This is a genomic window from Shewanella sp. SW1 (genome assembly GCF_025653545.1).
GTDB classification, from domain to species: domain Bacteria; phylum Pseudomonadota; class Gammaproteobacteria; order Enterobacterales; family Shewanellaceae; genus Shewanella; species Shewanella oncorhynchi.
This window is the reverse complement of record NZ_JAKKSG010000003.1, coordinates 60,572-73,778: the sequence shown is the minus strand read 5'-3', so window position 1 is coordinate 73,778 and position 13,207 is coordinate 60,572. Positions and strand designations below refer to the sequence as shown.

15 protein-coding genes and 1 riboswitch are annotated in these 13,207 nt (G+C 44.2%); of the genes, 1 reads left to right on the top strand and 14 read right to left on the bottom strand.

Annotation, left to right across the window (positions count from 1 at the left end):
* On the bottom strand, nucleotides 1-1,098 hold the full coding sequence (locus L5M71_RS03580; RefSeq protein ID WP_263179630.1) for a DUF2157 domain-containing protein: 1,098 nt from the start codon (nucleotides 1,096-1,098) through the stop codon (nucleotides 1-3).
* A 137-nt stretch (nucleotides 1,099-1,235) separates the two neighbouring features.
* Here L5M71_RS03580 and L5M71_RS03575 point away from each other — a divergent pair, with 137 nt between their 5' ends.
* The gene (locus tag L5M71_RS03575) at nucleotides 1,236-2,051 is read left to right on the top strand and encodes a substrate-binding periplasmic protein (RefSeq protein WP_263179631.1); all 816 of its coding nucleotides are present in this window, start codon (nucleotides 1,236-1,238) and stop codon (nucleotides 2,049-2,051) included.
* Between the two features lie 66 nt (nucleotides 2,052-2,117).
* Here L5M71_RS03575 and L5M71_RS03570 read toward each other — a convergent pair whose 3' ends face one another.
* The 13 genes from L5M71_RS03570 to L5M71_RS03510 form a co-directional block, all read right to left on the bottom strand.
* Nucleotides 2,118-2,513 (bottom strand): hypothetical protein, encoded by a 396-nt coding sequence (locus L5M71_RS03570; RefSeq protein WP_105252761.1) that lies wholly within the window; start codon nucleotides 2,511-2,513, stop codon nucleotides 2,118-2,120.
* 327 nt (nucleotides 2,514-2,840) lie between these two features.
* Nucleotides 2,841-3,245, bottom strand: coding sequence for a hypothetical protein (locus tag L5M71_RS03565; protein ID WP_105252762.1), 405 nt, complete (start codon nucleotides 3,243-3,245; stop codon nucleotides 2,841-2,843).
* Nucleotides 3,246-3,277: 32 nt separating this feature from the next.
* The gene (locus L5M71_RS03560) at nucleotides 3,278-3,742 is read right to left on the bottom strand and encodes a GNAT family N-acetyltransferase (protein ID WP_028760288.1); all 465 of its coding nucleotides are present in this window, start codon (nucleotides 3,740-3,742) and stop codon (nucleotides 3,278-3,280) included.
* Between the two features lie 19 nt (nucleotides 3,743-3,761).
* The gene (locus tag L5M71_RS03555) at nucleotides 3,762-4,367 is read right to left on the bottom strand and encodes a GNAT family N-acetyltransferase (protein ID WP_131525840.1); all 606 of its coding nucleotides are present in this window, start codon (nucleotides 4,365-4,367) and stop codon (nucleotides 3,762-3,764) included.
* A 412-nt stretch (nucleotides 4,368-4,779) separates the two neighbouring features.
* A complete protein-coding gene (locus tag L5M71_RS03550) occupies nucleotides 4,780-5,403 on the bottom strand; it encodes a 2OG-Fe(II) oxygenase (protein WP_028760290.1) in 624 nt (207 codons plus the stop codon).
* A gap of 193 nt (nucleotides 5,404-5,596) precedes the next feature.
* The gene (locus L5M71_RS03545; RefSeq protein ID WP_131525839.1) at nucleotides 5,597-6,094 is read right to left on the bottom strand and encodes a GNAT family N-acetyltransferase; all 498 of its coding nucleotides are present in this window, start codon (nucleotides 6,092-6,094) and stop codon (nucleotides 5,597-5,599) included.
* A 30-nt stretch (nucleotides 6,095-6,124) separates the two neighbouring features.
* Complete coding sequence (locus L5M71_RS03540) at nucleotides 6,125-6,673, bottom strand: NAD(P)H nitroreductase (protein ID WP_263179632.1); 549 nt, start codon at nucleotides 6,671-6,673, stop codon at nucleotides 6,125-6,127.
* Between the two features lie 186 nt (nucleotides 6,674-6,859).
* The gene (locus L5M71_RS03535) at nucleotides 6,860-7,453 is read right to left on the bottom strand and encodes a DoxX family protein (protein ID WP_263179633.1); all 594 of its coding nucleotides are present in this window, start codon (nucleotides 7,451-7,453) and stop codon (nucleotides 6,860-6,862) included.
* Between the two features lie 81 nt (nucleotides 7,454-7,534).
* On the bottom strand, nucleotides 7,535-8,392 hold the full coding sequence (locus tag L5M71_RS03530) for a DUF6279 family lipoprotein (protein WP_113938746.1): 858 nt from the start codon (nucleotides 8,390-8,392) through the stop codon (nucleotides 7,535-7,537).
* Nucleotides 8,393-8,584: 192 nt separating this feature from the next.
* A complete protein-coding gene (locus L5M71_RS03525; protein WP_263205485.1) occupies nucleotides 8,585-9,697 on the bottom strand; it encodes a phosphotransferase in 1,113 nt (370 codons plus the stop codon).
* Nucleotides 9,697-10,350: a nicotinamide riboside transporter PnuC gene (gene pnuC / locus L5M71_RS03520; RefSeq protein WP_028760296.1), complete on the bottom strand. Its 654-nt coding sequence runs from the start codon at nucleotides 10,348-10,350 to the stop codon at nucleotides 9,697-9,699. The genes L5M71_RS03525 and pnuC overlap by 1 nt, the downstream gene beginning before the upstream one ends.
* Before the next feature lie 46 nt (nucleotides 10,351-10,396).
* Nucleotides 10,397-10,657 (bottom strand): hypothetical protein, encoded by a 261-nt coding sequence (locus tag L5M71_RS03515; RefSeq protein WP_028760297.1) that lies wholly within the window; start codon nucleotides 10,655-10,657, stop codon nucleotides 10,397-10,399.
* Between the two features lie 97 nt (nucleotides 10,658-10,754).
* Nucleotides 10,755-12,974 carry a TonB-dependent receptor gene (locus tag L5M71_RS03510; RefSeq protein WP_263205487.1) on the bottom strand — a complete coding sequence of 740 codons (2,220 nt, stop codon included), beginning with the start codon at nucleotides 12,972-12,974 and terminating at the stop codon, nucleotides 10,755-10,757.
* Between the two features lie 54 nt (nucleotides 12,975-13,028).
* Nucleotides 13,029-13,167, bottom strand: a riboswitch (TPP riboswitch).
* Nucleotides 13,168-13,207: the final 40 nt, after the last annotated feature.

Below are 13,207 nucleotides of genomic sequence, written 5' to 3'. Positions count from 1 at the left end.
TTATTGTTGCTCATGAACATCTCCCACGCTCACGCTCCCTTGGCTGGCGATTCCTACAAACTGTGGTTTAAGTTTCCGGCTTAGCTCCCTCAACCAAATACTCAAACCTGTGCTTGCCAAAATGATATAAAGCCCAATAAACAAAAATCCACCTATGGGGTCATTATCCTCAAACATCAGCTTTATCAGTAACGCGGCGCCTACGGCAATCAAGCTAAAACCGCCCAAGGCCAAGGGATATATGCGTGGTAATCTATAACGAAAAATAACGAATCCGAATATAAGATGGGCAAAATAACCACAGAAAATCCCAGTGCTGAAGCTGTCACGTTCAAGGAAATCGTCGAAAATAAGCCAAGTGATTAACCAAGTAAAACAGCCCATAGCAAACAATGAACAAACATATTCAAGGATTGGCGCATGCCAGCGCCCCGCGACTTTGTTGTCTAAAAGTACGAAAGCATAATAGATAATTAAATTCAAACAGATAAAGATCAGCAATTGTCCTTGAGCGCCCCAAAATAATCCCCAGAAATGGGAAAAGGAATCCAGAAATATCCCTATGCTGAGGTTTAGCAATCCCACCAGCAACAGCCACAAACCATCAAATCCCGCCACCCAAGCAAAGGGTAAGATAACGAATGCCCATAGCGCAAATAACTGCCAAGGATCGGCGCCCGTTTGATAGGTTTGCCCAACTAACGCTAATAAGCCACCAACTAACACACTTGCGGCCAGTAGCACGCCATTGGCGGTCGTCGCACCAAAAGTGCTGTCTTTACGATAAGAACTAACAGGGGAATAAATATTGGCACGATAATAGAGCCAAGCAAATGCGCTGATAGCGAGTATTATCGCCACTTCAATCAGTCCAAATTTGGCAAATCGCCCCAAAGATTGCCAATTATAGGCAAAGAAAAAAATCACCCCACAGGCAAAACTTAACGCACCGAACCAGAGTAATAAATGAGCAATTAAGCGACGCCAACTCGACCCATCCGGCAAGACAGTCACCTGTCGATAAAGCTTATTCGCCTGCTCTTGCGTGATATGTCCCTGTTCAACCCAACCACACACTTGAGATTTTATCTTGCTCAATGTGAAATCTCCCTCATCCTGTTTGCGCTAGCTTACTATGACAGATTTAAAATTCGCACTTTATCGACAGCATTGAACAAATTAAATTGTGTATACTTGTAAAAAATCATTCATGCTAAAAATAACAAGGGGTGACTATGATATTGAGCCAGTTGTGTCGTCTACTCTTTTGTTTAGCCTTAAGCATTAGCGCATTTACCACGGCTATCGCCCAAGATAAAGTTCAGTCGCCAGCGATTCCCGAGTCAATTCCGACAATTCATGTCGGTGGTTATCAATTTGCTCCCTATGTCCATCAACAACAAGACAGCCGTTACACAGGTCTCACACTCGATATCATTAATGCATTAAATCAAGTACAACAAGAAGTGGTCTTTAAATTTGCCGTCACCAGTATTGAGCACAGATATAAAGCCCATTCCTTAGGTCGATTCGACATGATGCTCTTTGAGAATCCCGCTTGGGGATGGCAAAAAATAGCGACTCAGTTTATTCCGCTACATATGATAGATGGTGAAGTCTTTATTGCACTTAAAACTAAAGCTCATAACCAAAGCTATTTCAAAAACTTAACCAACAAGTCAATTGCGTTCATCAAAGGATATCACTACCAGTTTGCCCACTTTGAAACCGATGCGAATACGCTGGCAAAGCAATTTCGTCCCTTGTTCGTCAGTCACAATAACGCCTCTATCGAAAGTATTCTACGTGAACGCGCCGACCTAGCGCCCGTGACTAACTCTTACTTACAGTATTATTTAAAGGTTCATCCAGAAGAGAGAAAATTACTTTTAATATCAGATGAATGGGACCAAAAATACGCCAATGGCATTTTACTCAACCCCAGTTCACAGCTCGATAGCAAAAGGCTCTCACACTGGATTGAACTGCTCATCAATAATGGTAAACTCGCTGAACTCGCCGCCCAATACGGTATTCAATTAACCCCATAATTCACTGTTTGTTTTTCAAACTCTTACGCTTCAATCGCGATGATTTATCAAGTTCTCATGAGCAATTTACGCGGCAGACAAGAGTGGCCCTAACATAGCCAAAATACCAATGAGTAAGAAAATCAGCGCTTGCACTATGATCATCTGACCACTATTTGGTGGACTCAGAGTGGCAATGTAAAACTGCCAAATCGCAAAGATCCCATAGTTCATCCCGAGGAATAACAACAGGCTAAAGGCATACATCCCAGGGATTACCTTTAGTGCACAGGCTAAAAGTGCAGCCGTTGAAACCACAAAAAATACCGATTGGCAGTGAAATAAGCACAGTAGCATTTGCTTGCTTTGCTGTGACACATTCGCCTTCAAGAGTGGTGCTAATAAAACCCGCTTACCATAGATTAAATGGTACCCACAGACTCCAGCACTCAAAACAGTCGCTGCCATTATTGTTAATACCATAGTGCTCCTATTTGGTACTCATATTTGATTATCTTTGAATATCGTAACGGAACTAAGAATTTAAAACTGAGGAGAATTTAAACCGAAGGCTTAAATACTTGGCCATGTAACTTGGACCCTAAAAACTGCGGTTGAGTTTCAGCCGAGCGAAAATAAGCAACTTGGTTCTAAGCCCCTAAACCAAACGAGGCTAAAATCTATGGGAAAACCGACTCAATATGAATGACTCCACCAGCTCCTTAGTGCTTGTACTTTAACGTAAAAAAGGAGCCATCAGGCTCCTTCTCTTCACAATCCGTAAACGATTACCCTGACTAAAACCTACGATTACATAGTCGCCATAGTCCAATAATTTAAGCGCTTTTGTGGATCGGCTAACAGGTTTTTACATTCTTCTTTATATTTACCCATTAACGCACCTAAGTTGCTTGACCCCCCTAAGCTTTCGATTTGACGGGCTTTAGCATCGGCAACCGCTTGAGTGACCTCAGCTTCAGAGCTGTATTTCTTAGCTAAATTCTCAGACTCAATTTTAGAACTTTTTAAACGCTCACCCACGGCCTGCATTTGCGGTGCATTCATCGCGCCAATGGCTTCTGAGCTAATTTGATAGTAAGCGGCACATTCAATGGCTTCTTTACTAAACGCTTTTTCTGCTTCATCAGCCCAAACTGCAGTACTGGCACTTAAGACTAAACCACCTAATACTAACGTTTTTACCTGAGTTAACATGTTACTTTTCCTTTTAATCGCCATAAATAAACCTACTCAAGCCCTCGGTGGAGCTCAAGTTCGTAGATATAAAAATCTTGGTTACGCACAAACCCTAAACCTTCATACAAGCCCTGCGCGCGCTGGTTTTTTTGCTGTGTTTCTAACATCAAATAACTCATATTATGCGCTTTGGCATAACTGGCGGCCTGTAGCACTAACGCCCGCCCAATACCGACACATCGGGCATGTTGAGTCACATACACATCATTGAGGATCAACATAGGGGCCAAGCGTAACGATGAAAAACTGGGATACATTTGAACAAAACCTAATCCAAGCCCTTGATTATCTTTGGCTATAAATATCACTGATGAGCCATCTGACACTCTTGAATGAATAAACTGCTCCGCAGCCGCGAGATCATCCCTACGCCCATAAAACTGTCGGTACTCATTGAATAACACTGCAACCTCATGGACATGAGTCACATCTACTCGAGTTATAATGCTTGCCATGGGCCTTTCCTATTTATCATTAGAGTGTTGGCGGTCGTTGTCGCAATCGAAATTGCAGACTGTTTTTCACCGTTGGCCACTCGGTATCAATAATGGAATACACCACGGTATCGCGGATAGTGCCGTCCTTAAGAATCTTATGATTTCGCAATACACCATCTTGCTTAGCGCCCAGTCTTGCAATGGCTTGTCTCGAAGCTTGATTATGCCAGTGAGTACGGAACTCAACGGCAATGGCGTCTAAGGTTTCAAAAGCAAAGGTCAATAACAGCAGTTTAGCTTCAGTATTAATCCCAGTGCGCTGGGCACGTTTAGCATACCAAGTGTATCCAATCTCAAGACGACGATTATCAGACTCCCAGTTGCAAATTCGCGTGCATCCGACGATTTCCCCTGACACTCTATCCCGCACCGCAAAGGGAAAACTCAGGCCCCGCGCTTTTTCTTCGAGTGCTTTAGCCACATAGAGCTTCATCTCAGTTGGCTCAGGGACACTGGTAAACCATAAACGCCAAAGTTGACCATCTGTAACGGCGAGACTCAATGCCGCCACATGGGACAAAGATAAGGGCTCAAGTACAATATGCTCACCACTTAAACAACCTAAGTTATCTTCACAGCCCACAGTATCGCCTCCGTTAGATGATAGAAAAGTGTGTTGTAGCGCACGTTTTTATCTAGCCTAACATTAAACGAGAATAAAAAAATACCCTATTTTCAGCATGATTGGACAAATTCATTCCATTGTCGGCGGCTTAGATTACCTAAAGCTTAAGAATGTAAAAAAAATTGAAAAAATGAGTAGAAGGCAGTTAAAACAGGTTGGAATAAATACTGCTGCGGAAGAACACGCCGTGATATGGCCAATCAATATCCGAGAAATAGCCAATGACATTGCGCAGTCGCGATAAGTGATTGGTGATTGGTGATTGATGATTGATGATGACGATGACCAAAAGCGGCAATCGAGAGCAAAAACACCTAAACCTGTGGGCAGCATTTAGGCGTTTGTTATCTGGTGAAGTTAAAAGCTAAAGCTAAAAACCATGCACGCTGTTACTGACCCTAAACCAGCCCGCAATGCTATTACGCTGGGCCAAGGTTTTAGTCACTTCATGGGGAAAACGCTCACTGAGGAAAATCACAAAATGGCCCATTTTAGGCGCGATGCGCTCAATCTCAATATCGGCTTCATCATAGATAATCAACTCACCACAATCTGCCGCTTTCCAGTCAGGATTTAAGAAAAACACTGTGGTTAAAATACGATTTTGGCTGCCTTTTAGCGCATCAACATGTTTTTTATAAAAGGCCCCAGGCTGATATACCGCATAGTGGCTTTCATAATCGAATAAGCCCATAAACAAGCGACGATTCAAGCCATTTTTGAGTTGTGTCATCAACTCAAGATACTGGGCATCGGGCTCATTTTGCTCTTCTAGCCACTGTATTCTGTCACGACGAATGTCTGGATTTAAGTGCTGTTCAGAACCTCGACCAATAGAGGCAGCTTTTAATTCATATATTTCAGTTGATTGAATTTTTTCCAATAGTACTTGGCTAATACAGGAAGGAACTAAGTCAGATAAAAAGATATAGCCTTTGTCTACCAAGGCATCAGCGATCACGTCCAGCATTGCTTCACTTAATTGCGAAACCATTATGCTACATCCAAAAAAGGGCTACGCTTTTGCTGTACTCAAGGGCTCAAGGAGGGATTAAGTGAGCCTGATTTTCGAGGGGCGTCGATAAGAGATATGATTGCCATATCTCAACGATAAATTTTGCGAAATTCTAGAATAAAGAAGACGGAATTACAATAAAATAAAAACCTATACAAACAACACGTTAACATTAACCAAACAGTTCAACAGGCGCATCATGATCACTAAGCTGCAAACAACGCTCAAAGTGTAATCCAAGTTTGTTCAGCAAAGCTTTTGAAGCACTATTATGACTGCTAACAATCGCGACAATACGCTCAATACCTAAACTTTTACCTAAGTCAAAAGCGGCTTTAGCCGCTTCGAATGCATAGCCCTTGCCCCAATATTGCGGCAAAAAAGCATAGCCTATATCGACATTGTCCAGTGTCGGCCGTTTGATTAAACCGCAGATGCCAATAGTGAATCCATTCTCGGCGAGCACTACAGCATAAAAACCAAAACCGCACTCGGCATAACTTTTCATCGGTCCATTGACGATATAATCCTTAGCCTGCACAAGTGTGCGTACTCCTCTATCCCCGATATTCTCTATAAAGCCTTGGCTATTGAGCAAGACTAACATAAAAGAAGCGTCGGCTGGGGTTAACTGCCGCAGGATGAGTCTAGGAGTACGCGCAACTTGCATAGAATTTCTCCACTAAAAAAAGAGGCGGATTTATAAATAACGGACGTACTGACTGCCGTCCTTTTGCGGTTTCTTGGGAGCGGTAACGGCTGGCGTCCCCACATACAAAAAGCCGACAATTTGATCGTGTGGCTCAAGACCTAAAGCAACATTCACATTCGCATCAAAGGCAAAATCCCCTGTACGCCACACGGCACCTAAACCTAAGGCGAAGGCAGCCTGCTGCATCGCCATGGTCGCGCAACCCGCTGCAATGAGCTGTTCAAGTACGGGGACTTTGGAATGTTGCTGCGTTTTCGCCACGACAGTAATCACCATAGGCGCACGCATTGGCATACCCTTAGCTTTATTGACAAAATCCTCATCGGCGCCGTTCGCTTTCGCTGCCTCAACAAAGATATCTGCCAAGGTCTCTAACCCTTGTCCTGCGGCAATAATAAATTCCCATGGCGCTAAGGCGCCATGATCTGGCACACGAATGGCAGCATCTAAGATGATTTTTAATTGACTCGCATCTGGAGCAGGAGCAGTTAATCGTGGGGTTGATTGGCGAGTGAGTAAAAGTTCAATAGCGTCCAAGTTCTTATCCTAGTTCGATATAAATTGCGCTCAAGCATAGCAAATTGCTGACAAAGAGGCATAAAAAAATCCCACCGCTTGAGTGGGATTTAACTTGTTGAGTGCACTTAACAATCGAGTGGGCTGCAAAATTAAATGCGCTTGAAAATCTGATGCAGTTAACAATTGGGCCCGTTTAAGAAAAGCTTACTTAATCCCACAGCGCTTAGCGATGAAATAATCTAGGCTAGTGTAACGACCACCGCCTAAGGTAAAAAGCGCCAGCAACATAATAAAATAGGTGATCGCAAACTCAATACCATTATTAAGCACAGCAAAATTACCTGAACTGGTCAGCCAGTCATAGTTACCGTGCTCCTGCAATAACTCTTTGGCTTTTATCAGTTTATCCCCTGCCTCAAGCACTCTGTCGTTGGCTAGCCAAGAACTACCATCGGCAATCGCTAACCAACCATTTGGCCAATGCACAGTCAATGCGGCGACCAGCATAGTGATCATTAAAGGGATTGAAATCAGTCGCGTCGCGAGCCCAAGCAGTAACAAGATAGCGCCAAAGAACTCAGTTCCCGCCGCCAGTCCTGCCATTAACGCCGGCATTGGCAGACCTAAGCCCCAATCGGGATTGGCAAACCAAGCAACCGTATCTTCAAAGTGAGCGAGCTTGTTATAGCCTGCTTGTATTAACACAGGTGCAAGGTAAATCCTAAGGGCTAATGGTGCTAAGCCTTCGAAATAGCGGCTCATATTGAGCAGTTTCTGATAAAGGGATACGAGTGGCATAAGGTCTCTATTTAGTCGTTAGTAGGCTGATTTATTGGCTTGCAGGAATAGACCCTAGCAAGGTAATAAATCTTTCATGGCCTAGGCTTCTTTTTCAATCGCTTCCTGATTCAGTTCCTTGAGATCTTGAATGAGTCCACCTAACTTTTTATAAAAATGCTTAGACTGCTGCTCCGATAAGCTCGCATTCATTGCCAACAGCAAAGTCCCAAATGCCTCAGTATTTTTACGTAAAAACACTTTATGTTGTTCTGACTTAAGCTCATCGGGCTGCGTCATCAGCAAGGTTAAACGCTCGGTTAATAATGCTTTATCGGCACGCTGACCCAGTGCAACCTCAAACTGGCGTAACCATTCGTGCCTGTACTCAAGCCACATATCTAAGGTAGATAAACGCTGTTGATTATATTGGTGAATAAGCACTTTTTGCTCCGCAGTTACACTTCCAAGCCAATCATCAAATTGGGTTTGAAGGTTTTCATCGGCATCTTTTTGTAACTGTTCAGGGGTTTTTCCCGCAAATTCTTTAACGAGCTCCTGCTCTTCCTCCCGTAATTTTGTGAGGATCTGCTTCACCTGTTCATCGGACAAAGACATTATAATAGGTAGAAGCTCGGGCAAGGCGAACTCAAACAATCGAAACCAATGCCGCTTAGCAATATTCACATGGTCTGCCCATAGCACTGGCGTTAACGTATTGGTTTTTATGAGGCCTTCGACTTCGGTCAATTGCACCACATAATGAGCTAACTCTTTGGATTGGTGCCAAATGACAAATTTTTCAATGAGGGCATCAAATGCCTTTTGCTGAGATTTATCTAAGGTAACATAATCCTCTTGCTCCCAGCCGATGGCCCAGTCGAGGAAATGGTAACTGAATTTAGTGGAGCAGGCGCTTAAGCCTAAGAGACACACAAGTAGCATCACGCCTTTTTTCATACTGAATAATCCATCCTAGAATTGTTGCTAATAAGACGCTTGAGACTATATAAAGTTGCTTTTTATATCAAACAAGTTTGTCTAATAAAGGTTTTCAGTATGTTCTACCCGCATGTCCCACCATAGCGCGGTCAATGCCATAAGGGAATGAGCCATTATCATCAGATGGAAACTAAGCACACGCAATAATGACTATTTGGGGGTGATCAGCGGCCAGAAGCAATCAAACCAAGCAAGGTAGTCGGCGCTACGACTGGGTTCTGTTTGCGCTGCCATCAATAATGCCCAGTAGCAAGCAAATACCCAATACATGTCAATGGCAGCAGGCACTGCCGTTACGGCTTGTGCAGTAACATAAGGATGTCCACTCAGATACTGTTTCACCAACACACTTTGCTGATAGGGCGTTAACGCATGTGTCGCTAACACTACAGCCAACTCACACAGTGGATGCGACGCCGTCGCATACTCAAAATCAATACAACACAAGCGGTTATTTTTAAGTAACAAATTATGGGGATTAAGATCGCGATGGCAAAACTGCGGCTTGATTATGCAGGCTGCTAACTCATCACACCAATGTTTAATTTCGATTTGAATTGCAAGCAGCTTAGCCACCCGCTCATTCCAATCACGAGTATTGCTATAACCAATATCACTACCCTGCTTCAATGGCACAGCTCGCCTTAATACTGGCTCACGAAATGTTGCAGAAGCCTGATAGGCAAGCATTTGCTGGTGATATTCCTGCCACTGCTCAGTGATACTAATATCATAAGGCCCTGTAGGCAGATCGCGTAATTGCAGCAATAACGCCAATAGCAAACAATGGGCTTGGTTAGGATGCGTTTCTTGTTCTGCTGCCGGATACTGTAAATAATTAAACGTCGATTGCCCCAGCACAAAATCAGCAGCACTCGTTTGGCGCTCTAACGCTGGCCAGTGGATTAAGCCTTCGTTTTCAATATCGTCACTTTCAATATAATCACTTTCAATAAAATCACTGAGGTAATAACGCTCATCTTCGCTCACCCACAACAGTTCAGGAGCAAGTTTAGCTTGAGCCAATTGCTGCCAGTAAAAACGCTCCTGCTGGCGGTTGCAAAAACTGTCCGCCGCATCGGCATTCACCCGCAGAACATAACTGCCTGTGGGCGTAGTGATTTTATAATTATGATTACTTAAGCCGCCCGCAAGCTCATGAATACTTAACACGTTAACTAGCCCAGCACTTTTGAGTATGGGGTAAAGTGCTTTGAATGGCTCGCCTGCTGAGCGTTGCATCGAGGCGTTTATATCGAGCATTAACTGAGTAACTTCAAGGTATTAGCTTCACGGGCATCGGCTAACGCGGTTCGCCACAGGAAATACCCCACGACCGCCAGACCCACATAAAGCACGAATAACAAGGATGTCAGCATCAAGCCTTTGCTGAGATAAAGGTAAATCGACACTATGTCAATAACCACCCAATAAAGCCAATTCTCAAGTACCTTTTTTGCTACTAAATAAGTCGTCATCACGGCGAAACAGGTTGTCGCCGCATCTAGATACGGGAATGCGGCTTGGGTATACGTCGCCATACCGTGACCAACCAAAAGCGAAATCACGCCCGTCGCTGCGATCAACTTTAAATGGGTTTTCAATGGCCAAGTGGTCACTTTTACGCCTTGATGCTTATCACCACCTTGGGTCCAGAGCCAATATCCATAGAGCGCCATCGCCATGTAATAGACGTTAAGCACAGACTCCATCAGTAGCGACACCTTCCAAAACAACACAGTGTAAATGGCGGTACTGGCAAAGGCCGCCGCCCAGCACCACACACTGGCCTTCATCGCCAGCAGTAAATATGCCATCGCCAACAATACCGCGAGGGCTTCCCATACGGTCATCACATGGACTTCACCAAAGGCCGTATTAACGCTCTCGACCAAGGTTAACCATAAATCTGTCATAGTGTTGTTCTCATTGCCTATATGTCGCTTACATGGCGGTCAATCATTATTCGCTGTGGGCTAAATTCAGCTCACCACCGATAAACTTACACACAAATACTGCCTTGCCCCACTTCTCATGGGCCGCTTGCATCTCAGTCGCCAGCATAGTCATCACATCTAAATAATCGCCGCACACTTGAGTAGCCATCGCATTAGTCACGCGCTCGATATTGGGATAGCTATCCACGCGGCCAATAAACCACTTGATAGGATCGAGGTAATTTTCATTAAAGGGATACATGCTAATTTCTGCGGTCAGTTTCATTTTAATTCCTTGATATTCTGAAGTAAGGCTGTAGCCCAAATACTGGGCTACAGTTCAGTTAACACTTAAATGATTATGCTCATTTTAAAATGAGCTATTACATAAACTTAACGTTAAAGGTTACGCCAATCTGACGCGGATCGCCGTAACGAATATATTGCTTTTCCGCCCAACCGTTATCTGGCTCATTGCCAAAATAGAAGCCACGCACACCGTATTCTTCATTAAACAGATTGCGTCCCCATAAATATGCCGACCATGCGCTCGCCTCATAACCTACGCGGGCATTGACGATAGTGTAGGGTTCAGAGCGGGATTCATTGCTGTCTGAATAATAGAATTCACTCTTACCGCTAAGATTCAGGTTAGCAAACCAACCCGAATTGGCACGATAAGTCCCGCCAAGGCTGTAGGTAAGATGTGGAGAATGGGCAAGATCGCGGCCAGTTAAATCCACCTCAGTGCCATATTTATCCTGATACTGGTAGTCACCGTAGGCCGTTTCTAACCAACCTAAGCTTGAGTAAACTTGCAGATTATCGGTGGCATACCAGGTTGCATCTAACTCAGCGCCATAGTTATTCGAACTGCCTGCATTTTCAGTGAACAAGATAAAACGCTGTGGTTTATCGGGATCTTGCTGTGATGCAGCCACCTGTTGATCTTGTCTGTCCATATAGAACAGCGCCAAATTAGTATCGATAAGTCCCGCTAACCAATGGGATTTAAGGCCGATTTCATAGTTATAGAGCGTCTCAGTACTAAACTCTTTTTTATCGTTCAATTCGACGGGCAAAGTCATGTTGAAACCGCCCGCCTTGTAACCGCGTGCGACTCGGATATAAGCATTGTGTGAGTCGTTCAGCACTTTACTCACAGCAATATGACCGCCCCACATGGTTTCGCTCGGGTCGAAATTATCGTTATTCGTATCAGAGTAATGACTGTTGCGACGCTCTAAACGTAGACCCACAGATAAAGCATAATTTGAGCCCAAATCCGTATCAAGCTGGCCAAACAGTGCATAGTTTGTCGCCTCATACTCTGAGTCTAAGACTTCATCTAGCGAAGTATTGTACTCAGAATACAATTGGTTATCTTCTTTCAGATTCATGGCATACACACCAAGCAACCAATCAGTACTTTCTGCAAAAATACGGCCCTGCTCGGTAGAACTTAAGCGAAACTCTTGCGACACGGTTTTACGCTGACCCGTTTTATCCCAAAAATAATCGTATTGACACGGCGCCAGATTGCCATTGTCATCATTGCATTGCTTAGAGGCCCAATATTCTGAGTTAGCCCAATCACCATCGTAACTGTAATGGTGATCGGTATTCGCAAAAGAGGTTAACGAAGTTAATTCGAAGTTTTCTGCGCCGGAATAGATCGCTTTAAAACCCGCGCCTGTGGTGCGCTGGCTATCAACACCCGGTTGATCCGATGTTGTCTGGGTTGGTGAATTGGTTAAACTCCAGACATCATAGCCATTATCAAAATCGGCATGCAGCACAGTTAAATCAAACTGCAAATCATCTGTCGCATACCAGCGCAGCTTAGCGCGGCCGCTGAATTCATCGCGACCATTTGTATCATCACGGTCTAAATACAAGTTATCGTGGTAACCATTTTGCTGATGTTGCTGCATTGACACACGATAAAGCAGCTTGCCAGAATCCGTTAATGGGCCAGAACTGAAACCACTAAAAGTGCGTAAATCATCATCGCCTAACGACACTTCGCCGCCATGCTCAAACACATCAGTTGGATCGTTACTCTTCAGATAAATCAATCCCGCTAAGGCATTCGCGCCATAACGCGTCCCCTGCGGTCCACGAAGCACTTCGACCTGCTGTAAATCGTACATGCTCGACACCATGCCAATACCGGATAAATCGATATCATCTATGATGTAACCCACGGAAGAATTAGGTGCGCCTTGGTATTGCTCCTGCTCCCCTACACCGCGAATTTGAAAATATTTCGGCCGAGAGCTTCCACCTGACCAGTTAAAATTGGCGATAGAATTAAGCAGATCTTCAAAGTGTTGCGCACTTTCATCTTGAATTTTTTGACTGTCGATAACGGTAATGCTGGAGGGCATTTTTTCTAAGCTTGAACTGCGAAAATCCGCCGTCACCACCATGACTTCCATCTCAGTGCTGGGATCGGGTTTATCGATAGCGTCGGTTTGTGCAAAAACAGGGGTGCTCAGCGCTGCGGCGATGGCTAACGCCAGCGGCGCTCGGGCTAAAAATAAGCTTGGCGATACGGTTGAAAATGGAGATTGATGGTTTGACGTTTTACGGTTTGACATAGGACCTCAAATATAATGTTTGAGATCCGGCAACGAATAAGCGATTCAGAAGTGTGCTGTTGATTGGCCCATTCCTACGCCGGTATTAGCCGGATCAGGTTCTAAGGGTTCGTCAGATGACATCTCAGTTTGCAGCCGTTAACGTTAAAATCAGAGTAACATTAATGCACAACAAACACCCCTTGGCGGCGCCTAGTATACATGACGGAAATAAAAAGTGGGCACTCTTATCT